Origin of the sequence: Proteiniphilum sp. (assembly GCF_034331125.1) — a bacterium.
Lineage (GTDB): Bacteria > Bacteroidota > Bacteroidia > Bacteroidales > Dysgonomonadaceae > Proteiniphilum > Proteiniphilum saccharofermentans.
The window spans coordinates 20,696-46,241 of record NZ_JAXQGC010000051.1; the positions used below are offsets into that span (position 1 = coordinate 20,696).

The following is a 25,546-nucleotide window of genomic DNA, read 5'->3' on the forward strand; positions in this document are numbered from 1 at the left end:
TTTATTAAATGAGTCCCCTTTTTAACTGATTGTCAGCTTTCAGATGTAAAAACAACAGTCTGTCCCGGAATAGTATTCAATTCTATAATATTATCTTTCAGCTCGTAAGATTCTTCTGTCCCCTCAATCGTAAAAGGATAATCTCCAAAAGGATAGTCCATACGCAACACGCCCCCTTTTTCTGAGAAAACGGTTACTTGTGATATTTTCCCATTCTCTTTTTGAGCAGAGATAAGAAATGCGCCATAAGTACGTAAGTTGTAAAACGATACATCATCCCATGAAACAGGAATTGCCGGGAAAATACGGACAATACCCGTATGACTTTGCAATAACATTTCCTGGATACCCGAAGCAAAAGCAAAATTCCCTTCCAGGGTGAATGGGCGATAGGTAAATTTCGATTTACCGCTTTTTGTTTGATCTCCATTGGCATGGAACGTATTCTTCAGGCAAAAATGTTCGGCGAATGTCCGCAATTCCTTTGCTGCACCTTCTCCATCCATGGCACGTGCCTTCATATTACCAAACCAGCTATAGGAATAACCTGTCCAATAATCAGGTCCGACCTCATCAAAATTATCTATGGTCGCTTTGATGATTTGCCGGTCTTTCTCTCCATTTCCCCAATCAATCAATCCCAATGGGTGGATAGCCATCGCATTTGAGAAATGCCGATGTGACACATTATAAGGAAATCCTTTGGCAAAAGTGAGTCCTCCCTGCTCATCCAGTTCGTAATCAGGCAATTGTCCGTATAGTTCTTTCCAATGCATGGACTCATCGGTAAGTGAAAGTTCACCGGCAAGTTCAGAAGCAGCGGAAAAAGCAAACCGGATCAATGACAAATCATAATTGGTCATAGTATGGAACCATGCATCTATACTATTATCATAAATCTCAGGACTTGAACTTAACGGTAATTGACGTACACCATCCTCATCCAAATAAGTAAATTCTTCGAGGAAAGTGGCAACTTCTTTTAAATAGGGATAAGCCCGTTTTTTCAGAAAATCCTCATCCATGGAGTATTTGTAATGTAAGTAGAAATGTTGTGATAACCATGCTGCTATCGTAGGAGACATGGAATATTGTATCCATCCCGCCATGGGAACTCCTTCCAATGTACATACGCCGGGGACATTCAATCCGTTTTCACCAAAATATTCACGGGTATATTTCCGGTTTTCTTCCCGTTGTTCCCATAAAGTATTCAGGTATCCCAAGCCTTCGTACAAGTAATTCCCCGTATAGCAAGGCCAATAGCTCAGTTGCGTGTTCAAATCATGATGATAATCGCCTTTCCATGGTGGAAGTTTACCGTTATCGGCAGTCCAGACAGCTTGTAAAGAAATAGGATAAGAATATTCCCGGGCTACGGAACCGAACTTATACATCTCATTGGCATATTGTTTGGCCAATACTTCATCCGGGATAGTAACAGAGGATTGTTTCCAGAAATTATCCCAGTAGACCATATGAGATTGGTAGTCGGCTTGAATACCTCTCGAAAGGGCTTCGCGCACTTTGTCGACTGCTTTTTCTTCTGAAAGAGAGGAAGAAATACTCCACACTCCGGTTAATGTATTTCCACTTTTTTTCCACTCTACTACTACATCATAATAAAAATTCCCCCATCCTTTCTGATGATATATGATACGGTTACCTTCTTTTACCACATCTCCCTGTATATATCCTAAACGGCGCAAATCCTGTCCGGTAACCGGACCGAGATCAGATTCCCCGGCCTGTGAATCATTATAAACAGGTGCCACTAATTCAGGAATAAAAGATTCATCCGCATTTTCTATGTAAAACCATCCTACCGGTTCGACAGCATGGACAAACGTTTGCATCTTCATGTTATTTGCCCAGGTTATTTCACATACGGCATTATTCAGATAAAGGTGAACAGATTGGGGTTTTCCTATCTGTTCCAAAGAAAACTCTATTCCGGCACCCGGTATTTTGGATGGAGCCGGTAAACGGTCATATGGATGGTCAAATTTCTTCTGGACAGGTAAATAGTCTTTTTTCATTACCTGTTGATAGACCCATTCAAAACTATAATTTGGACCGGATAAGCTATCGGACGGGCGTAAATCCCATAAATCTACCCTGTCAAGGGACATCCGTAAGTGATTTTCTTTTTCCCAAACCAAAGAGCCCACTACTCCATTTCCCAATGGCATTCCTTCATCCCATGTCTGGGATAATTCATTGAAAATCAAATCATAATTAGACGGAGTAAGTTTTATATTCCTATTACTGCAAGAATTAAGCAATAAAAGGGAAAGCAAAAAACAGAGTAAACTTAATCTGCTTTCCATATTCCAAAGCTTGTTCATAACATTATATTTTAACAAGATGAAAACTATTTTACTATATCATTCACTATAGATAAGTAACCTTCTTCGTTCGGATGCAGACCATCCAAAAACAATGTTTCATCGATTTTCCCATTTTCTAATAATAACCGGTCACCCACATCCAAATAAATATAATCATGGAGTAAAACCATTTTAGCAATATGTTTATTAATAGCTTTTACATGATCTTCGTAACCTCGTCTTGGAAGCAATCCCATCACTTTTATTTTAGCATTCGGTTGTCGGATTCTAATCTGTCTTAAAAGAAACCGCAGGCCTTTCACAATTTCATCATCGGTATTTAATCCCAGATTATTCGTTCCGATCATAAGGATCACCTCTTCTGCGTCATAACCACTGAGTTCTCCGTGATACACTCTCCACAGCACATTCTCAATTCTATCCCAACCATATCCTAAATTAAGATAACCGGCAGGATCCATCTGTTTTTTCCAACTTTGGCTTCCATTTTTACGTTCAGTAGTACCACCCCAATAATGCGTAATGGAATTACCTATAATCACTCTTTTCGGTTGTTTTAACTGAATAGATTGCAGTATATTTTCATGTCTCGCTTTCCATTCATACATATGAGGTTCTCTCCGTTGACTTACAGGTTTCGTAATTTTTAAATCTCCGGCCGGCATACTCAGAATTTCCCTGATAATTTTCTCATAAGCATTGGCATATGCCTGCATTCCCAAGTCATTAGGATGAATATTATCGACACATCCATCCTCAGGAAAATCAATCATATCTTTACACAAATGATAAATATTTTTCACTCCCTGATTTACAAGAGAGCCGTATGCCAGTTTCAAAGCGCTGTTCATCCTATCTCCCGACTCTTTGGAAGCGTTATTCATTTCCTGATTCCTGTAACCGATATGATCGACCAACAGAATAGGCGTATCATGTTTTTCTCTTATTTTGCTTACGCCATAAATAGTTCTTTTCGCCACTTCTTCCGATGACAAAGAGCCCATGTTGGGAAGACAATCGTAGATGTACAGCGATGCATCAATTTCGTCAATAAGGTCTACCAGTTCTTTTTCCAATGGCCCGTTACCTGAAAATGCGAGATTAATTACCGGATAGTCAAGTTTTCTTGATAAAATATTTGTCCATCCCATTCCTGGCCGTGAAGCACAACCGCCTTGCGCGATTGATGTTCCATACACCACAATAGGTTTCTCCTTAAGAGTAGGAATAAATTTAAATTCTGCCGAATCAGGGACGCCAATCTCCATCCATTTTACGGAATTGTACAAAGGAAGATAAAGACGGTACTCAAATCCGCTCTTGTGAAATTGATTTTGAGGAAGAATTTCATATGTATAAGTAATGGTATCGTTGAAACTGTATTTACCTGTCGCCAGGCGCCACTTTCCATGAGGATCAATGGCATAGAGATCTACACCCGATTTTCCGGTTGCAGGCATATGTAGCATAGCAAAGTCGCCCGTTACTTCATACCTGATTTCTATTTTTTCAGCATTCGTATAAAAATGAATTGCCAGACCGGCTGAATTTTGAGATAAATTCCAGACCGGCTTTCTCACCTCTTTTTCCGCCCTGTTGGGTAATCGTTGGTATGTCTTCCCTATTTCGTTTGTCCATCCCTGGTTTTGGATAATAGTGTAATTTTCTTTTAAAGGATTGTACCACCGGCTTTGCGCAAACAAGGAACTTGTAAACGAGACAGCCAGGATGAGAACGATACTTTTAAGGCCAACACCTTTCGATAGGATCTGATTAAATAACACCTGAGTCTTCATAGAATAGAACTGTTTAATGAAGCAACAAATGTAATAAAAAAGTCGGTATTTTAAGGACGAGGCAATAAAGTCAAACTCACGATTGCTCTATGGATGCATAAATACACATTTTACAACTCTATCTCCAACGATTCACCCATATTGATCTGTCTATCCCAGACTATACGATCACCATCCGATACCATCATATGAATATTATTGTTTTTCTTCACTATAAAGAAGTTCAGGTCTCTGTTCAATATTTTACATGAGGTCAGCGACAATTCATCCCAGGAGTCAGGTATCTGCGGAGTTATTTTAAAGCGATCCTGTCCCAGCGGCTCAATTCCCAGTATTCCTTCGGTAAAGATCCGGCAATAAAGGGCGCTTTCGGCCGAAAGATGACGCATACCGTATTCCGGATAAGCTTCCACAGCATAAGGAACACGCTTGCCCAGCAGACGGGATTGGGAATAGGATGACAGCCGGCCTAAAGCCCTGTCGGCCGCACCGGCTTTGAAAGCCCCCCTGAAAGCATAGAGTGTTCCCCTGTCCCAGAAGACGTTGTCTCCGGGCTCGACCAATATGCCGTTATCGGCCCACAGCTTGTCGAAAAGGGCATTCAGGGTACCTTCTTTCCGCGTCTGGATACCCATTACCAGCGGCAGGCAAATCCAATGTCGAAATGTCTGATGCCCGTCGAAATAACGATAGGTTTCAATAGCGTCGATGGTTGTTCCAAAATAGTTATCAATGGCTGTTTCCAGTTTTTTTGCTTTGCGAAGGAAATCTTTCTCAACTGCCGGTTTTTTATCCAGCATGCGGGCTACTCTTGCCGCATTGATAAGTCCACCATAATAAAGTGACGAGGTAGCCAGATTGGCATTACCTGTCGGGATACGGCCCTCCATCTCATCCGTATCCGATAATACCACGCCGTGCCCGTTGAGGTTGGCATTGCAGTATTTTATGCTCCATTCGATCAATGGCCACAGTTCTTCCGCAATTTTTTTATCGCCTAAAGCCAATACGAACTGGGAAGTACCATAACTGATCATGGCTGCATCTCCCCGGTCCTTGGAACAACAGGGCAGATCGCCTTCCATCTCGAAAGATGACCTGATAAATTCACCTTCCGGCGGAATATTTTTCAGAAAATGTTTATAGGCATTATGAGCGGCTATATTGGCATTCCCATAACCCAACCAGGGAAAAAACGGCCCGCTGTACTCTACCTGGTCATTGGCCCAAACCCCTGCATAATAATTCCCACCTCCCGGGGAATGTACCAATCCCATTTTAGTCTCAAAAATACTCTCGGAGGCCCTGATCTTGGAAAAATAAAACAAGGTATTGATAACGGGATCCGGGGATTTCAGGACAAGATTATTTTTCATTACATGTAAAAATGCCTTCCTTTCTTTTTCCGCATCCGCAAAACACTGGTTCACGTCCGGTTCATTGCTCATTCCTGCAGAGAAGTAAAGTCCAAAGGAATAATCCTCTCCCGGCTCGATAACTACTTCCGGTTTTGAATCGCAACGAATGGCAACCTTATACACTCCATGCATCCCCTTCTCTTCCTGTTCGAAAGCAGTATGCCCGATATGAAGCCTCTTTTCAACCTGTGAGATATTCCTTATTACCCACTTTTCCACCATTTGCCTTTGTGTCATGGACGGGAACAGCGCTCGTTCTATGATCATCCCTTCAATAGGAGAATGGAAGAATGTCAATATACCGTCTATCCTCACCGAATCGAGTTTCGGCTGGAGAATGATATCCTCAAAAACGATCGATGGTAAAAAACGATCATCGAAACTCCGGCGGAGATAGGCGCGGTAATTATACCAGTCCGGTTCCGATGAGCCGACAAATCTCCTTAATTGCGGGAAAATGATATCACGGTTTATGGTAAGGTTCTTCTGCTTATCCACTTCATACCTGACAATAGCCGAAAGCCTTTGTCCTGACATCTCAATATCATCCGCGTGCGGGAGTTTATTCTCTTCTGCCACATTCCATGTAATGGCATCCTGATCCGGTGAAATATTCCAATACAGGGGATCGGGTATAGCCTGTGATCCACTTTGTGCTTCAACCTGACAAAAAACAAATGCCATTATCAGGAACATTAATATAACGGGTAAATATCTCATACAATTATTTTGTTGTAACTGGACGATATGCCCCATACCAGGGAGAAGGTGCATATTTCCATTTATTCTTATTATCCGGTTTTGGCAATGAAACCGGAACGAAATCAAAAAGTTGGCTGTTCCTGTATTCCGGCGTAGCTATCTTATTTCCTTCGGGAATGTACTCGACCACTTTAGCCTCGAATTGGCCGACCCGGATCTCCTTATTTTTAATTCCCGATACAAGATTATCCTTCACGACAATATTCTGCTTTTCCAAAGCTTCGGGTAATTCATCTTTGCCGAAACCAAATCCTATTTCATAATCGAATCCTTTATCACATAGATTGTTATAGATATATACATCTTTACAATTCATCGACAGAATATCGATACTTCCTACATTGCCGCTAAACCAGCCATCCGAACCACAATTATAGAAGGTATTGTTATAGATATGTATATCGGATCGCATGAGGTTTTCACCCCATAATCCAAATAACATTCCTGCTCCCTGGATATTATAGGCCAGGTTATGATGAATACGGATATTACGTACTTCCGATCCTTTACCTTCTACACTGACCGCGAATCCCCAGCCGGATGAATGGGCAATATTATCGCGGAACTCGATATCCTCGAGCAATCCGAACCACGCATCGGCATAATAAGCCTGCCGCGGTACATTATGCACCAGGTTATTATGTACTACACCATGCGATGATACTTCTTTGATATCTATTCCTTCTTTGTAGCAATGATGTATGTGATTATAGCTGATCTCAAAATATCGAGCCCCGCATATCGATATCGCTTCATGAGGCGCTTCATGTCCTTTCCTTGTTTCGGGCAAACGAAACTCAATATCATTGGCCCTGATCACCTCACAACCGGTTACGATGACCGAATCGGCGTACCAGACCGATATGCCCGAATTAAAACTCCTGTCTACGCTACATCCCTCCACCGTGATATATCTGGTATTGCGCTTTTCCTCCGGGGCAGCTTCCGGAAGATTGGAAGAATATCCCACAAGTATTCCCACGGAATAGGAGTTCCTGAAATGGAGGTCTTTCACATGGATATATTCTTTCGCCGTGATTTGGAACAATCCCGCAGACTGTGATGAGAACGGTTTTTCGTTGGCAACAATTACATGCTGCCCGTCGATAATCGCCTTTTCTCCCGGCATTCCCCTGTAAAGTATCCACGCACCAGGTTTACCCGATCTCTGAGGGATAATTTGTTCATCGATATAATATTCGCCTCCGCGCACAGTAACGGTATCCCCGGCCTGGGCAACCGAGCAGGCCTTCTGGATAGTAGCGAATGGATCCGATATTGTTCCTCGTGCGCTATCAGACCCATAATGGGCAACGAAGTATTCTTTTGCTGATATATACGGGGTAAAACACAATAAAAAGAGAGAAAGCAGATAATATGTAGTTTTCATACGATTATTTTATTTTTTTCTTGTCGGTGTATGGAATTGACTCCCATTCGGTCGTCGAACGTTGTTTCGCGATAATTATGAACTCGGTTGAGAATAGGTGTTATGCTCGTTTCATATGAATTTAATTATGATCTTTGATATGATTTGCGAGAAACGCCAGCAGACCACCGATTGAGCGTTCATAATAATGCCCTAAGTTATGGTCTGTATTGGGAAGAATCACCCCACGGTGGTCAATACCTTCCCCTGTGAGAATAGTGGTAAAGTCCTTGAATGCGTCAGGTTGGTCACCATCGCCATTGACCAGATAAAATCCGTAATTGACCTTTTTCCATTGAGGAATCGCTTTTTCGATGGCAGCCTTCAGTTGCGGATCGTCGAGTTTTAATTCTCCGCCCATGCTACCTGCCGCACAAAAAAGTCCGGGATGCATCACCGAAAGATATACGGCGCCCTCCCCACCCATCGAGAAACCGGCCAATGCACGGGATTCTGCCCGCGGAATAGTATTGTAATTCTTATCTATCAAAGGGACCAGTTCGTCGACAATCATTTTTTCCACCTCTCCCCGGTAATAACTTACTCCCCCGTTCGGGAACACGCAAATCAATGGAGGCAGGAAACCATACGCGATGGCTTTCGACACCCAATGGGAAAAGGATGCGGCATCGGCAGACTCTGTCCCTCCTACACCGTGTAGGAAATATAGTACCGGATAACCTTCGCTACGCTCTTTTTGATAATATTCCGAAGTCCATACCACATAGCCTACCTCCTTGCCTAACGCTTCGCTCTGCAACACGTGATGACTCAACCCTGGCATCGGTGTTATTTCGGGATTCACCCATTTTACTTCGGTGTCCGCTTCTTCCTCCACAGGTGTAGAGGGAGAAGATGCCACAGCATCTGCCGGAGTTTCAAAGCTTGTCAGACTACTTCTGAACTCTTCGGGTATTTCAGTGATCTTTTTGATTCTTATATATTCAACAAACTGTTCCCCTCCTTCACTCTGTATTTTTATTGCTCCTTTGGTAAGCGGTACCAATCCGCCTCCCTCCGCTTCATATCGTGAATTATAGAGCACAGTGACTACTTTTCCATTGACAGCATGAATAATGGTATCTCCCAGACAGATAAGATCGAGTTCATTCCATTCCCCGAGAGGATTATCCGCTATCGGGTTTGCGACAGCTATCTGCATATCGGTAATCGAGGAACTGAATGTGCTTGGCGTTCCGGCAGGATCAAAAAGGTACATAGTATCTTTCAGACTGGGAATAACAGGTTTCAGGATCGGAATAATCGAAGTAATACTCTCCGGCAAATCAGTGGATACCTTACCTGGTATATCTCCATAGCCTCCGAAACTCCAGTAACTTCCGATATCTCCATCATGGATATTAAATTCATGGGGTGATCGTTCCTTATCCGAAGCGGGGTTTACAACATGGTAGAAGATACCGCCATCCCGTGGACGATCGCCCAGCCATTGCCATTTCTTTCCGAATTTGAATTTATATTTCAAATGATAATTGTCGTATTCTTCTTTGGAAGTCAAAAACCCAATCAATTCACCCGATATATGAAGCACTTTCTTACCTTCATGCATCTGGTAACTGAAAACGGTTGAATCGGGATTATCAGAGAGATAGACTTTGGGTATCAACCATTCGGGCGGATACTGCATTTCCGATTCCTCCACACCTTTCTGTTCCGGTTTCAGGACAAAGTGAGACCAGTTCGAAAAGTCAGTATAATTCAACAGATCGACCCATTCTTCATTCTCAGCCTTTTTACATGAAAATAAAATAAAGACCAATACAAGTACAGCGATATTACTTCTTTTCAAGAGTATCATAATGAGACGGTTTGGATAAGTTTTATACTATTCTACACGGATATTTCGGGCAAATTCGGTATGCAGTTTGAGTTCCTCCAAGGAGTTGATCCTCTTTCCATAGAGTTGCAGATTTTCAATCGTTACCCCATCGATTGCGTGCTGATCATCGTAACCGATAAAGATTGAAAACGGATAAATCCCTTCCAATACCTGAATATTCCTGAAAGTTATATTTTTAATCTGTCCCCTGTATTTTGCATGCTCCTCTCTTTTACCTTCCGGTATTCTTAATTCGTTATCCCATACGTCATGGGTAATAAATTCGGCCAAATAGGCTTCATCGGACGATCCGTCCGTACAAAACTTCGACCTGAAAATACCGAGGTCGAACAGTTTATGTCGCGCATCTTCAATCCGGATATCTTCATACAACACATTGCTGACGATGGCTTTGTCCGAATTGTGAATACTGAACACAGCCCCGGATTCTACATGAATAATATCACAATCGCGAAAAGTAATATTCTTTACTTCCGCGGCATGTAGTTCGAAACCGATCTCCAGTCCGTTCCCCCATGCTGCATTCCAGAACACGCATTGCTCGACCAGTACACTGTCGACAATCACATTATCCGGATAATCGAGATGCGCCTTCACAGCAACACAATCGTCTTTCACCCGAACAAAACAATCCTTCACATGCACATTCCGGCTACGGACAATATCAATACCATCATCGCTCGGATTATCGCTGACCAGCTTCAACCCTGAGATAGTGACATTCTCGCAATTGATGGGTACGACCTGCCAGGTAGTACTGTTGTGTAAGATAAGTCCTTCAATTGAAATATTTTTAGCGTCGATAAACTCAATAAACCGCTGGTATTTCCCTGCCGACCCGTATCCATTGTCTACGGAGAAAATGGCTGCCGTCTGCTCCCGGGTCAACCGGTTGTTCAAACTACCGTCCATTATACCATGACCGGAAACCCTTACATTCTCCACTCCTGTGGCTGCAATAGCGCCTATAACATAAGCTCCTCCTTCAATATAGACGTGTTGACCGGATTCAGGCCGTATTATACCCGGACGATGTACTTTCCCGGCTTCAAAAAAGAGAACATTCGGATCGTCTTTGGATGGTTTCACCTCTTTCGGATTGGCAAAAATAAAAAGAGGATGACTCAGCTTCCCGTTGATCTCCACACTGTAGTTACCCGGTTCAGTGATAGTAAAACAGATTTTATCCTCTTTGATCACTGGTTTAATCCCGGCACTTAGCGGACGGACATCTACCCATTTGACCGTTACTTTACTTTCAATTTCAACAGAAACAGCCTGCTCCATCTCAAAAGCGGCAAATGAACAAGGTACGGGATTATCTATCACATGAACCGGAACACCATCCACTGTAAGCGCATAACTATCGGAAGCCTTTATTTCTGCCGGATAGGAATAAGTCCGTATGGAAGCAAATATCGATGGGGAAAACAGGATCAGAATCAAAAAAATATATTTCCTCATAATTGAATGGATATTTATAATTATTAATACTTCTGAAGCAGAGTCAGGAGTTTACGATCCAGTTTATGCCCGTACCAGTCTTCATAGGCCACATCCTTTCTCCCTGAGTCAAGTATACCGAAAGTCCCGCGAAAATTCCATAATCCCCACCCTATTCCGTGGGTTGTCAATATATCCAGTTGGTCTTCAAACCATGCGAGAAAAACATCATGGGGTGTTTCACTGTAGCATCCGCATTCACCGCAATGTACACCCACACCTTGTTTCACCAGATCGGTCCAGGGGCGATAAAAATCTTCGAGTACCTTACGGTCAAATTTTTCCCCATTGATAATACCCGGCCATACAGGCAGCGGTGCATCATCGGGATTTTTCCATACCCAACCGGCACGATAATGGGATACATAATGCGGATAATATCCCCTGCAGCTCTGCCCTATGGGAAGGTCCGTCAGTTCGGGAATCACCAGGGCACCTCCGTTATTCCCGTCAGCGACCACCATTCTGTCGGCATTCTGCCTGTGAATAACGTCTAAGCATCCGATAGCCACTTTACGGTAAATACTACCGGGAATAGCGGTGGCCGGAGCGAACTGATCGTTCATATCTTCTTTGAAACAAGGCTCGTTGACCAGATCGAAACTTAATAATTCAGGGGAAACATTTTTAAAACGTTTCGCCCACATATCCCAGTGCTGGTAAAAAGCCTGCTGTGCCTCTTCATCTTTCCATAAGTTAAAGGGTTCATGGAATCCGGCATTTATACAAAAACCGGGAGCCCGGTGTAAATTGAGGCTTACATGTAAATTGTATTTATTGGCCGTATAGACTATCTGTTCGATAGCTTCAATCGCTTCTTCCCTGAATCCAACCGTTTCTTCGGGAGTAATATCCCTTCCCGTGGCCGGATCATACTTCAGGTAGCTGGGATAGGCCATGGGAATACGGACAAAGTCGAATCCCCAATCGGCCATCCATTTGAAATCCTGTTCCGTCGCGGCAAACCGCTGAGGATTTTCCACATACCGTTGAGGGGAAAAGAAGTCGAGAATATTAAATCCACGCCAGCGAGGCAACTTATTCTTTTCCAATGGATAGTTTGGCAACGCAAAAATATCCTCATGACTGCCTATTGCCATTATACCGGCTCCTACGGCGGTTGTTCTCAAAAAATCACGTCGTTTCATACAATTGTTTTATTTTTATATCCCGGGTGCATGGAACTGTTATCCTCTTCTTTTGGGGGTATCATAAAGGATCCGGTGTGTATTCACTTACCACTTTCCATGCGATTTCCTGTAGTATCGCCGCTTGCTCGGGAGTAGGATTATCTTTATAAGGATTTCCCCACATGTCTGTCAGCACATTGGGCAGTCCTACCGGAGATTCTCCGTAGATTGTCGCGAAATGAATACACGCCACCAAATAAGCGGATATACCACTGATATGAATATCGTCGATAAAAAGATCTTCCAAAGTAGATACACCCGGTAGATCTCCCGCCATAACCGCGTCGTATAATGCCGCCATTCCCTGCCCTCCCGGGATCAACTTAACAGGTTTGGCAGGATTGAACCGGCTGTTCAGCGTATCGACCACACTTTCCCACATGGGCAAATCATCGTCAAGGCGTTGTCGCCACGGATTAGCGTCGATATCGTAGTAGCATCCGGTAGGTGTACCGCTATAGATACAATGCCATATCTCGTAGAGGTAAACCTGTATATCTGGATTATATTCAACAGCGAAACGGTACAAACTATCGGCATACTGATAGGTTCTGCCTATCCCTTCACCCAGGTGCCTCGGCACGGATTCGGTCAATACCAGCACATCAAATCCTCCTGCAGGTAGCCCGTACCGGGTATCGTAATACCCTGCATAATAGGGTTCGATAGCGGTATATCCTTCGTTCCTGATTTCCCAACTCTGCTGGAGCGATGATCCGGGATTGGTCTGGTAGCGGATACTGAACTCTGCCTTTTCGTGATGATGTGCGAGCGAGTGGACACGACCGACAATGGGATTGCTGAGGCTATGCCCGATATAAAATGCACGAATATCCTTAACCCCCTGATTATCGGCAACCTGGAACTCACTTTTCTTTTGTTGTCTGCACCCGACTTGCAGTAAAACGGTTGTAAGAAAAACGGTTAATAAAAAAATATTTTTCACTTATTCGATTGTTTTATTTGTTATTCTTTCACGGTGACCATTACAAAGGGTCCCCTCCCGCCTGTAAGGTCACGATGGCATTTTGCGGCAGCACAAAACTCTTATCATTCCCCGACTTAACCGTCTCAATCAAACTACATTTCTCTGAACCCGATGCATTGGTACGATACATTACAAATTCATCCGGAAGATTATTTCCCTGTATTGATACGGATCTGGTCTCTCCTGCGTTGACAATTACAATGGTAAATGTCCCTTTATCGTCATGTGTAAAAGCAGTAGTGAACAGATCATCTTCTTCTGTGGAAACGGTAGCGTTTACTCTCACGGCACCCGGACGGATGTAGCGGTAATAATGTTTCGATACAAAATATTTATTACCGGGTGTTATACCCTTCATCAGATTATATTCGCCGATACCGTCCGACTGGCTTCCCTGCCACCATATCCAGGCTGAGATATTCCCGTAATTAAGGGCAGTCATTATATCCAGTCCCAGACCAAATGCCCCGGGTTTCCCATCTTTTGTTTCCCACGATTCTGTATATCCGGAAGTCTCGCTCATCCAGACTTTCTTATCCATAGGCTCTGCAAATTGTTCGGTATGATTAGTCCACATCTTAACAAGCTCCGATCCGGATGTAGGTAATACTCCATCGTTGTATCCATGTACGGCCAGGATATCCAGGTTTGCCGCAGCTTCCGTATTTGCTTTGATGCCTGAGTGATAGAACCAGCGCCAGTTCTCATCCTGACCCTCGGTCAACAGCATATTCTCCGAGCCGAATATCTTTATTCCGGGAAAAGCGGACTTGATACCCGGAACCACATTGATAAGCAAATCGTTATACCAGGCAACAGTATATTGACAAGAGTTGAAATATTGAGAAAAAGCCGGTTCGTTCTGCAGGCTGAGTGCATACAGATCTATTCCCTCGTCTTCATACAACCGGATATGGCTGTTAAGCCAGTCCGCATAATCAGGATATTTATCAGGACTAAGGGTTCCACCGTTTTTAGTGGTTACATTGGGATCTTCCCAACGGGTGGCTTCGGTATCGCCGGCCCACGCCATTTGAGCTGCCCACTTTAAATCTGCCGGGGGACTCCAGACGGTAGCAACAAATTTGAGCGGCACACCATGCTGATCAGCCTTCGCTTTGAGCCCACGTACTACAGGCAGCTGTTTATTCCAGTCGGCATCCTGTTGTGCCTGTTGTATGGCAGGAGGGTATATCTCATTTCGCCATATAGTGATACCGAGATCGGTAATTATCTTTTCTCCCCACGCATCATTCCACATATCGGCGGCGTTTCCCCACCAGACATCATGGGCACCGAAAAAACCAAATCCGTCTATGACCTGGTAAGTTTGTCCCTGATCAATCCGGACAGTTACCTTTTCATAATCCTCTGTTGGATCGGGAGTTTCCGGTACAGCCGGGTCACCTTTTGTACATTGCAGGAAGATGACCGATAGTATCATTGATAATACCGCTTTCCTTACTATCATCTGAATCATAATAAACAGTTTAAAAATACAAATAGTGTCTGTATGACTGCATGATCACACCATTAAAAATTAAGGCTAAAGCTTTTGTATAGGCTTTAGCCTTAATTTACACATTTATTTATTCATAACCAGGATTATTTCCTGCTGCCGCCATCAGAGGATTCGTATCCATTTCCCTTTGAGGTATAGGGAATAACAGGTGCTTGGCCACTTCGAACTCGAAATTTTGTACATCGTAATTATAACCAAAATCTCTTGCAGTCCATGTTGCCAGATTAATAAATCCTGCGGCATGCCAACTGCGCAGATCCGTCCAACGGATACCTTCTTCGGCAGCCAATTCCACAAACCGTTCATCCATGATATCCTGGATAGTTACGGATGTAAAATCAGCAGGAACGGCAGATACACTTCCGTCTTTGGTAGATCGCCGGGCCCGTTCGCGGATATCATTTACCTGTTGGAGCGCTTTCGCCTGATCTCCTGTCTGCAAATAGGCTTCGGCTGCCAGTAACTTTATATCGGCATAACGAATCAAACGGGGATTATTGGTAGAATTGATCCCCCATACCGGTTCAAACCAGCAACGTCCCGGAAATACATATTTCATCAGTTGCTGATTATCGAACTTTTCCCAGGGTTCTGCCGGCACATTAACATCTCCATATACATTGGTCGTATAATTAGCAAAAGTGAATTCCTTACGGGGATCACCGTTCTCGAAAGCACTTATTAATTTTTTAGTAGGGCCGTAGATTCCTGACATATAATTACCCCAATGGTTGGTACTGTAATGATACATGGCACCCATTTGACCTACGCCTCCGCCAAAATTATTATCCAGCCAGGCATTGTCCTGTTCGGTGGCATGGCTTGCCTGATACTCGAACAGGGATTCTTTATTGTTCTCGTGATGATAGTCGAAGTTGTCGGCAAAATGCACCAGTTCACGTGTTTTGATTTTCTCAAAAGCGGTGATTGCCTTCCGGTAATCATCAGAGTTGGCGCTATTATACCTTGCACGAAGCGAATAGCATTTTACCAATAAACCGTAAGCACTTTCATTGAAAGCCCGTCCACGCTCTGTTTGCAAAGGCCAGTAGGTTTCTTCCGGTAACAGAGTAGCCGCTAACTCCAGGTCTTCAATGGCTTTATCCAGCATCTGGAAACCTTCGGAAGGGGGCAGAAGAGCTTCCGAAATAGTACGGATACGCTTATCCTGCAGAGGCGCTTTGCGAAAGAAATCCCATAAACGGTAAAAACACCATGAGCGGAGAAATAATACTTCTCCTTTGTTTATCTCATACAACCCGGGAGTTACATAGACAGCCTGTACCTCCTCTTCTTCTATCTTTTCAAGAATAAAATTACAGCGGTATATCATCTGGTAGAGACGTGTCCACAAGGTGCTAACCTGACCGTTGGTACTGTTTAAGCCGGAAAAAGCTTCCATAGCAGCCCTTCCTGCATCCTGATGGGTAATATCATCACCGGGAAGGAACAGGATTTCATGTACTCCTCCTCCGTCATTCAGTAAAGCTCCGTACATATTCGCCATTGCAGCATAACAGGCACCGACACCTTCCTGAATACGTAATTCACTCTCAAAATATTCATTTTCCAACTCTGACGTGGGTTTGATATCAAGTTCTGAGGAACAGGAAAAAATTCCGGTAAAACATATTATCATCAAAGTTACAATACCTATATATCTATATATTTTCATATTCAATGTGTTTTAAAGATAGCCATAATTAAAACTTAGCAGTTAGCCCCATAAAAAATGTCTGGGGTGCGGGGTATGCATCACTTTCAGGATCAAGCCCGGTATAAGGTGTGACCGTGAAAAGATTGGATGCTCCGGCAAAGATCCTTATATTACGTATATAGTTTTTTGATGCATTATATACGGACTGTGGCAAAGTATATCCGATCTGAATATTCTGGAGCCTGAAATAAGCACCACTTTCGAAAAAGAAATCGGAGTATCTCAGATTGGCTGCAGGATCACCAAAAACAAGACGGGGGTATTCATTCTGTTTGTTTTCAGGGGTCCATGCATTATAGACAATTTTAGTCACATTGTCACCTTCGGTCGGCATAAAAGTCAGTGCTTTTATCCTGTTATACTTTACCACATCACCGACTCCTGAAAACTGTACACTACAATCAAATCCCTTGTATTCTGCACTCAGATTAATACCGTAGAAGTATCCGGGAATAGATTTTCCAACTTTCACCATATCATAAGAGTCTATCTTACCGTCAGCTCCTTCAGAATAGAATTGTCCTTCCTCTTTGGGCGCCCCTCTCAGGTCTTCAAAATAGAAATCACCTGCCCCCACTTTACCCGATATGTAATTGACATCTTCATATTTTTGCATCCATTCCTGCGCTTCTGCGTCTGTCTGGAAAATACCGGCCACTTTGTACGCTTTGTGATAAAACATGGAATAACCTTCTTCCACTGACCCTCCGGAGGTAGGAATATGCTTATAGGTTTCCAGTACCTTATTGGCGGTGGTAGTTAAATTAGCACCGACTGCATAATTCAATTGTCCTATTCTGCTTTGCCAGTTAGCTGTAATCTCAATACCCTGATTCTGCACTTTCGCCACATTGGCTACAGGTGTTTCTACTACCCCGACACTGGGTGGAATATCTATAGCCTGTAATATACCGTGCGTTTTCTTGTAGTAATATTCGGCTGAAAGGGATAATCCCCTGAACAGTTGAGAGTCGAATCCGATATTGAATGTTTCTGTTTTTTCCCATGTCAGGTCTCTGTTTGGAATACCGAAAATGGTGGCTCCTTCATAAAAAGCGCCTGATGCGGGACGGTCGCTTTGAGAGGTATTCCCCATTGCATAATGAGGCGCTTTTGATATAGCCGATAAATAGGCCATATCCCTCACTTCCTGATTTCCCAATTGCCCCCAACCGGCTCTTAGTTTAAGATCGTCTATCCATAGGATATCTTCCATGAAAGGTTCACTCTTTATACGCCAGGCGGCGGATAAAGAGGGGAATGTACCCCATCGGTTCTCCGGTGCGAAACGGGCACTACCATCCCTGCGTACTGTAGCATCGAGGTAATATGTATGAGCAAAATTATATCCTACACGAAATAAATACCCTTGTAATGCCCAGCGCAACTGTTCGCTTCCTACACTTGTATAGTTCCTTTCACCTCCCAAATTGCGCAAATAGTCTTTTTTGGTAGTCATGTACTCGGTACTTGTGATCCGGTACTTTGCATCATACTTCTGATTGGAGAAGTTGAACAGAAAATCAAAGTTATGGTCTCCGAAACTGTTCGCATAATTGACCATCAGTTCCTGTACCAGGTTATTATTGTATGTATCTCTTTCTCCGTATGAGCCGACTGATTTACCGCCTCCCAATGCACGGGGATCTCCGGATGTATAGTCAAAACCATTGGCATCATAGTCGGAAAATGTATATCTGGTTGTGATATACCTGTCAAGACTGACCGTTCCTCTCAGCGTCAATCCTTTCAAAGGTGTTAACTCGAGGTAAATATTCCCCATATTCCGCCAGGAATCATACCGTTGATCATTGGTATTACTTCTTCCCACCTCGTTGATGCGCGTGCCTGCCCCATACAATTTTTGGTTGTCATAGGAACCGTCAGGTTGAATACCACCGACAGCATAAGCATACCCGTTATAACCGGGGATCCCTTCTGCAGCATAAATAGGTTGCCATGGAGCACTCCTTATAAGATCAAAATAGTCATCCGGAGCCGCTCTTCCGGCAGCATTTACCAGACGGTAATTTATTCCGGTTCTGATCCAATCGTTTATTTTAGTATTGATTTTTACAGCGCCGGAATACCTTTGCAGGTTATTTACCAATATTGTTCCTTCGGTATCACTGTACCCCAATGACACATAGTAGTCGGTGTTGTCCGTTCCTCCGGATACTTTTACGGAATAATCCTGTGTGGCAGCGTTTTTATTTCGTACGGCATCTTCCCAGTTATAGGTAGGGGAATTTCCGAGATAGCGCGGACTGGAAGGATCGAAACGCCCTATATTGGCCTCATTTGGATTTCTCTCCGGATCAGAAGCAAAAACATCCTGCACAAACCGGGTATATTCGGGAGTAGACAGCCAGTCTAATTCCTGCGTAATATTCTGTACCCCAAAACGACTGCTGAAATCAACCGACGGTTTATCCTGCCGTCCTTTCTTTGTAGTGATCAATACCACCCCGTTCGCTGCGCGCACACCATAAATTGCAGCTGCCGAAGCGTCTTTCAATACAGAGATTGATTCAATATCATTGGGATCTATCATGGTCATTATATTAAGGGGGCCTCGCACATCCTGAATGCGGGCATGTTCCCCTTCTATACCGGCACCCATCTCTGTAATGGGAATACCGTCAACCACATATAACGGATCAGAGACTCCCCACGTGTTGGTTCCACGGATACGGATGGACGGGCGCCCCATTGGGTTTCCTGTAGTCCCCGTAACCTGCACACCACTCATGGTTCCCTGCATGGCATTTTCAGCACTCATCGTTACGGATTTGCTGATCGTTTCCGATCCGATATTGGAGATCGCAGATGTTATGTCTCTCTGAGTCCTTGTCCCATATCCTATTACAACCAATTCTTCCAATGATTGCATATCCTCCTGCAAACTGATCTGAATTGTATTCCGGCCTGCAGTATTGACCTCTTGCGTCAAATATCCGATATAGGAAATATGTAATACGGCATTCTCTTCCACCTGCAAAGAGAAGTTTCCATCCACATCGGTTATCGTTCCGTTGGAAGTACCTTTTTCCAGGATATTGGCTCCTATAACCGGTTCTCCCTGTTCGTCTATAATTTTTCCCGTGAGAGTTCTTTTCTGTTGTTCGACCTCCACCTTTCGACTTTCAGTCTTTTCTATTGCCTTTGATGAGGCGTTTTTATATACCGACACCTGTCTTTCCACTACGGTATATCCCAACGCTGTATCTTTCAGGAGAATTTCAAGAATAGCATGGATGGATTCTTTATTTGCCCGGAGGCTGGTTCTCCTATTGAGTTCGAGTTGTGCCTCATCAGTAATAAGAAAAACATAATCGCTTGTCCTCTCAATTTCCGAAATGGCCTTTTTAATGGTCACATTTCTCAGATCCAACGAAAGTTCCGTCTGTTGCGGATATACGTTTTCCGCTACTAAAGAAAACAGACAGAGAAAAAATAATAAAGTTGAAATCTTCATGATTTTTAGGGTTCTGTTGCATTTTCTATATACAATCAGGTTAGATTTAATTTTTTCTTTCATACATTTGTTATGAATTTAGTTTACGTGATTAAAGATTTACTGGTAAATTAATTTCGCATGATCGGGCAATGTGGCAGCATTGTCCGATTCTTATTTCATTCGACTCCTTATCTCATAGGCATTTTATTTTTTAGTGATATAAATATTATTGTTTTCTCTTTGGTAAACGGTGGACGAAAGTACGGACACGGAGGTCATGACACTGTCCAGGTTATGCGAGAGATACAGTTTACCGGAACAGGTCTTATCATTGAGTTTTATTTCCTGACTGCTCTCAAAATGAACATTGTAATATCTCCCTATTTTTTTGAGTATCTCTGATATAGGTGTTTCATCAAACTCCAGTATCCCTTTTGTCCAACTGGTATATTCCGATACGTTGACAGACTCTTTTGTTATATCGCTATCCGTTATCTCTAATTTCTCATGGGGTAGTAACTCTGCCGTGTGGTTATCAGCCATTTTCACTTTTACTTTCCCTTCTACCAACACAACGGTTTTCCTGTTGTCGTCATGGTAAGCCGAGATATTAAAAGAAGTACCGTGTACATAAATATCCATATCCCGGGCATGCACAACAAACGGGATTTCCGGATTGTGGGCAACATTGATAAATATCTCGCCATTTACACTTATTTCTCTCCTGCTTCCCGTAAACTCAGTAGGAAAATCGAGTTGGGTTCCTGAATTCAACCAAACCTCTGTGCCGTCGGGAAGAGTAAGATTCGTTCGTTTGCCGTAAGGAACAACTAGTTTGTTGAGTTCTGCGGTAGCCAACAGCAATTCTTTCCGCGAATCAGTGCTATCCGTTACCAACGCTTTACCGTCCCCGGTGAGGCCAATATGGGATTTATGGGCTATATTAATTCTCTCTCCTCCAGAAATAATATATATATCCTCTTCGGGAAGCGTTTCTCCTACAATAATTTCTCCTCCTGGGCTATCGTTCGGACCGATGTTCTCTTTACGGGTAAAGAATATAACAGACAGGATGGCTATCATTAAAACCGCAGCTGCCGAACTAATTCTCCTAACCAACCTACGTCTCTTATACCGCTGTATATCTACCCAAACAGCCTGGTAAATATTTTTTCTTTCCTTTTCCGGTAATTGGTCCCGATTGATTTTTACGGCATCAAACTGCAAAATTGCTTCATGGAGCACTTTTTCCAGATGCGGGTGTTCGATCAGAAAAGAGTTCCAATATTCATCCAGTTCCTTCGTTTGAAAGAGTCTCCATCGAATAAAGTCTTCATCGCGAAGGAAGTTGTAATCGTGTTGAAATGACCGGTTTTTATTATCCTCTCTATTGTCCACAGTAACGACTTTATAGTAATGACGGATCTGTTTCCATTATGTGGACATAAATAAATAAAAAAATAAGAAATTTAACTTTTGACACCTATGGGAAAGGTGGTATTAAAAAACCACATTAAAACTGTAGCTTCCGGAAAGCAACGAGAGGGCTATTTGATCAGCATCTCTCTCTATTTTGGTAACTCCCTCTATCCGGGTCTTGTAACCTTCATTTTCCCAGACCAAGGTATTATTCTCCGCTATGGTAACATTTCCATTTCCACAGGGTATAACCAATGAGGCAGTGGTGTTTGCCGGGATTGTCACCGATATCCGGAATTCTCCTGTCCCCTTTTCCCAGGCAGATACTATCTTTCCGGAAACTGTGCTGACCGATGCCGCTGCAGCTTCGAGCTTATCGGGAACATAGGGTTGGATATGTACATGCTTATATCCTTTTGTAGTTTTACCTTCCATCGGGGATTGAATACCTGCCAGATATTTATAGAAATACTCCACGACCGACCCGAACATCTGGTGGTTGCCCGTAGTACTGCGCCACGCTTCGAGAAGTGTTGTCGAGTTATTCATTATCCAGAAGCCGTAACCGGGATAAGTTTCCTTCGTGGCAATTTCAAATGCAAGGTCGTTATATCCGGCATCTGCCAGTGTAGGCCATAAATACTTCGTACCGATGATGCCTGTATTCAGATGATTGCCCCGTGCCTGAATATCATCGGTTATTGTTTTCAGCACACCTTCGCGATGTGGTTCAGGAACCAGATCCCCCACCAGTGCAACTAACTGGTACGTTTGGTAGGTAGAATCGAGGCCATAGAGATTTGTTGCGGGATTGAAAAATTTAGTATTGAATTCCTGCTTTATAGTATCGCTCAACGCAATAAATTGTTTTGCATCCTCTTTATGTCCAAGCATATCTGCTATCTGTGACATCAGCCATGTGTCGTAATAATAATAAAAAGTATTGACCACATCGTGGTTAGGGCAGTCGCTCATGCCCGGAGATTGCCATTCCCCGAGGGAATACCAGAATCCTTCAAAAAAATTAATAATATAGGGTTCTTCCGGTTTTTCATCAATCCGGGCCAGGTTCCGCAGATATTCAATATATCTTTTCATGGTGGGATAATGCTCCTCAAGAATACGGGTATCGTCGTAACAGTGATTCATCCACCAGGGGATCAATATATAGGCACTGCCCCATCCCACGCCGCCGCCCATACCTCCGACAAGCGTAGGAGCCGTATTCGGTATCCTGCCGTCAGGCTCCTGTGCATCGCGCATGTCGTTCAGCCATTTTATATACATCGGAGCCATATGAAAGTCATGCATCGAGGTTTCGGCTATAACCTGCCCGTCGCCGGTATAGGCTCCCTTTTCACGGTGCGGGCAATCGGTAGGGTATGACACCAGGTTGCTCATCTGGGCCCAGATGCCGGCTTTGTGTATTTTATTGAGCAATGTATCCGAAGAGTCCCATGTCCCGTTATAAGCAAGGTCAGAACGAACTACACGCCCTTCGACTTTCAGGGATTTCAGATTTTTTTCATCGCCGGTCTTTACCTCGATATACCGGAAACCACTGTAGAAGAAGCGCGGCTCATAGATTTCGATTTCACTACCTTTCAGTGTATAGTCCGTCCATATAGCACCGCTCCTGCGATCCTCCGTCAGGCGGTCTGCTGCTTCCAGCTTCTTAGGCGGCTGGTGATTGAGTGATTCCGCACCCCTGACACGGATGATTTGCCCGGGATCCCCCGCTACTTCGATGCGCCACCATCCGGCCATATTCTGCCCCAGGTCAAAAAGGTAAAGCCCTTCCGCCGGATTTGTTTCCGCCACAGGCACCAATGTGTCCGTTACCCGTATAGGCAGCATCTGTGCTTTCAGCTTTCCTCCCGGACCCTGGGTTATAACCGCCCCGTTCCAATTCGAGTCGTCCAATCCGGCCGATGCCCATCTGTCCACTTCCTTGCGGGCATCATAATCTTCACCGCCATAGAGGTTATTAAAAGTAACGGGACCCTGTGTATATTTCCACGAATCGTCCGAGATCACCCTCTCGCTACTGCCGTCTTTGTAGTTAATCTGGAGTTGCAGCATAAACTTGGGGTTGCCAAGCCGGGTTCCTCCGTCTGCCCAGGCATAGCGTTCTCCGGTCCTTTTGGTCAGATTATATGCCCCATTAGCTAACATCACGCCAAAAGCATTTTCACCTCTCAGCAACTCATGGGTAACATCAAAAACAGAATAGAGAACCGTCTTACGATAATCGGTAATTGAAGGATCCAGCACATGATCGCCTACTTTGCTGTCATTGAGGTAGAGTTCATAAAATCCGGCTGTCGCCACATAGACATAGGCATCTTTTATCTCCTTGCCGATAGCGAACTGCTTGCGGAACAATGGGCTTTCGTTCAACAAATCCTCTTTAGTAGTTATCCAGTCTGACTTCCAGTCCGACTGTTCCAGCAATCCCATATGAAAATGAGCTGTACTGCTCCACTCTTCCTTTCCGTCAATGACAGCGCACACACGCCAGTAATATTTCCGGTTGCTTTCGAGCGGTAATCCCTGGTACTCTATATTGACGGTGTTGGCAGATCCTACCTTTTGGGAATCCCACATATTTCCCTTCCTGTTATCGACATCACGTTCGGAGTCACCGACAATAATGCGGTAAGCACTTTGATATACTCCCCTTCCGGTCGCATTTATGTTCCATGTAAACCGGGGATTAGGCTCATCAACCCCCATGGGGTTTGCCAGGTATTCACATTGTAATTGATCCGGTTTGCTCTGATGACCACATGACACGAGGAAGGCCAACCCCAAAATGCAGTATAAAAAATTCTTTATTTTCATTTTGTTCCTTTTTTAAATAATAACTGGGTAAACTCATGCAGGCACCTGCGCCAGGTATGCCATTCGTGGGCAGTACCCTGCGACTCGTAGAAAGTCCCTTTTATTCCTGCCTTCTCAAATTCTTTCTTTATGTAGGCATTCCTTTCTGCAAAAGAAGGTTCATCGGTCCCTGCCCCAAACCAAAGCACGTCGAACTTATTGTTGACGGATGCTGCATCGGAAAATAGTCCACCGTATGCCGACGGGTCGTTGAAAGCATCTGCAGCAACCCCGCCGCCACTGAAGAACCCCAGTGAAGAAAAAAGCCCGGGATTATTAAAACCGATAAAAGCAGTTTGGCCACCGCCCATCGATAAACCGGCCATGGCCCTGTTCTCCTTGCCCGGGGCGATCCTGTAAAACGATTCCATTTCAGGGATAATCTCTTTAAGGTACACATCAGCCAGCACAGATGAACGGTTACTCCTGGAAGTAGACTGCGGATATGCCGCCGGGTCTTTTGCAACAGCATAGCCATTGTCCATCACCACGACCATAGGTGTTGCTTTCCGGGCGGCAATCAGATTGTCCATTATAAAGCCCATATGCCCTTGCAGCGACCATCCCCTTTCGTTCTCACCGGAGCCATGGAGCAGGTAGAGGATCGGATACTCCTTATCGGGACTGGTTTCATATTCTGCCGGGGTGTATACGAATGCTCGTCTCCATTTCCCGGTAATATCCGAATAGTACCAATGCTCCCTGACATCGCCATGAGGGACATTTTTGGGCATGTAGAAGTCTTCATCTCCTGTCGGGATCTCTATTCCACTGGTGGGCCTGGCCCAACCATGATAAGTATCACATCCCGGATCATTCATACGGACACCGTCGACCAGAAACCAATAATAATGGAATCCGGGGACCACCGGAGGGGTGATCATCGTCCAGTTGCCTTCCGCATCTCTTTCCAGGTCGACAGGATCGGGCGACGGCAAAAGGGCTCCTGCAACCTGGACCCTCGCCGCCGAAGGCGCTTTAATTTGAAGCCAGACCCTCAGGTCGTCCGATATTTTTGGGAATTCTGCCCCGTCAATATTGGAAGCGGCAGGTACAAAGGAGTTATCAGACTGTGCAGTTATCATCTGAATAAACAACAGTACTGAAAACAAACAAATAAGTTTATATTTAAAGATACTTTGCATACGATAATATTAAATTTCTTACACTCTGGTCGTATGGGACTCGCATATTTTAATACTCCCTATTCTCTGTACCGTCTAAGCAGGGTTTTTAACTAAAATAAT

The 25,546-nt window shown here is 43.9% G+C and carries 14 protein-coding genes; all 14 read right to left on the reverse strand.

Annotation, left to right across the window (positions count from 1 at the left end):
• Window positions 1-32 precede the first annotated feature (32 nt).
• A complete protein-coding gene (locus U2P89_RS12665; protein ID WP_322191581.1) occupies window positions 33-2,330 on the reverse strand; it encodes a glycosyl hydrolase family 95 catalytic domain-containing protein in 2,298 nt (765 codons plus the stop codon).
• A 44-nt stretch (window positions 2,331-2,374) separates the two neighbouring features.
• Window positions 2,375-4,147 carry an SGNH/GDSL hydrolase family protein gene (locus tag U2P89_RS12670; protein ID WP_322191565.1) on the reverse strand — a complete coding sequence of 591 codons (1,773 nt, stop codon included), beginning with the start codon at window positions 4,145-4,147 and terminating at the stop codon, window positions 2,375-2,377.
• Window positions 4,148-4,257: 110 nt separating this feature from the next.
• Window positions 4,258-6,285, reverse strand: a complete 2,028-nt coding sequence (locus U2P89_RS12675; RefSeq protein ID WP_322191566.1) for a six-hairpin glycosidase-like protein — start codon at window positions 6,283-6,285, stop codon at window positions 4,258-4,260.
• 4 nt (window positions 6,286-6,289) lie between these two features.
• Window positions 6,290-7,717, reverse strand: a complete 1,428-nt coding sequence (locus U2P89_RS12680) for a right-handed parallel beta-helix repeat-containing protein (protein WP_322191567.1) — start codon at window positions 7,715-7,717, stop codon at window positions 6,290-6,292.
• 121 nt (window positions 7,718-7,838) lie between these two features.
• Window positions 7,839-9,575 carry a family 16 glycoside hydrolase gene (locus U2P89_RS12685; protein WP_322191568.1) on the reverse strand — a complete coding sequence of 579 codons (1,737 nt, stop codon included), beginning with the start codon at window positions 9,573-9,575 and terminating at the stop codon, window positions 7,839-7,841.
• A gap of 27 nt (window positions 9,576-9,602) precedes the next feature.
• A complete protein-coding gene (locus tag U2P89_RS12690) occupies window positions 9,603-11,081 on the reverse strand; it encodes a glycosyl hydrolase family 28 protein (protein WP_322191569.1) in 1,479 nt (492 codons plus the stop codon).
• A 23-nt stretch (window positions 11,082-11,104) separates the two neighbouring features.
• Entirely contained in the window at window positions 11,105-12,268 is a 1,164-nt protein-coding gene (locus U2P89_RS12695) for a glycoside hydrolase family 5 protein (RefSeq protein ID WP_322191570.1), read from the reverse strand.
• Window positions 12,269-12,329: 61 nt separating this feature from the next.
• Window positions 12,330-13,256 (reverse strand): hypothetical protein, encoded by a 927-nt coding sequence (locus U2P89_RS12700; protein ID WP_322191571.1) that lies wholly within the window; start codon window positions 13,254-13,256, stop codon window positions 12,330-12,332.
• 40 nt (window positions 13,257-13,296) lie between these two features.
• Complete coding sequence (locus tag U2P89_RS12705) at window positions 13,297-14,778, reverse strand: glycoside hydrolase family 30 beta sandwich domain-containing protein (protein ID WP_322191573.1); 1,482 nt, start codon at window positions 14,776-14,778, stop codon at window positions 13,297-13,299.
• Between the two features lie 109 nt (window positions 14,779-14,887).
• The gene (locus U2P89_RS12710) at window positions 14,888-16,495 is read right to left on the reverse strand and encodes a RagB/SusD family nutrient uptake outer membrane protein (protein ID WP_322191574.1); all 1,608 of its coding nucleotides are present in this window, start codon (window positions 16,493-16,495) and stop codon (window positions 14,888-14,890) included.
• Window positions 16,496-16,523: 28 nt separating this feature from the next.
• Window positions 16,524-20,015: a TonB-dependent receptor gene (locus tag U2P89_RS12715; protein ID WP_322191575.1), complete on the reverse strand. Its 3,492-nt coding sequence runs from the start codon at window positions 20,013-20,015 to the stop codon at window positions 16,524-16,526.
• A gap of 186 nt (window positions 20,016-20,201) precedes the next feature.
• Window positions 20,202-21,395, reverse strand: a complete 1,194-nt coding sequence (locus U2P89_RS12720) for a FecR family protein (RefSeq protein ID WP_322191576.1) — start codon at window positions 21,393-21,395, stop codon at window positions 20,202-20,204.
• A gap of 102 nt (window positions 21,396-21,497) precedes the next feature.
• Complete coding sequence (locus U2P89_RS12725) at window positions 21,498-24,260, reverse strand: family 78 glycoside hydrolase catalytic domain (protein WP_322191577.1); 2,763 nt, start codon at window positions 24,258-24,260, stop codon at window positions 21,498-21,500.
• Window positions 24,257-25,384 carry an alpha/beta hydrolase gene (locus U2P89_RS12730; protein WP_322191578.1) on the reverse strand — a complete coding sequence of 376 codons (1,128 nt, stop codon included), beginning with the start codon at window positions 25,382-25,384 and terminating at the stop codon, window positions 24,257-24,259. The genes U2P89_RS12725 and U2P89_RS12730 overlap by 4 nt, the downstream gene beginning before the upstream one ends.
• Window positions 25,385-25,546 lie beyond the last annotated feature (162 nt).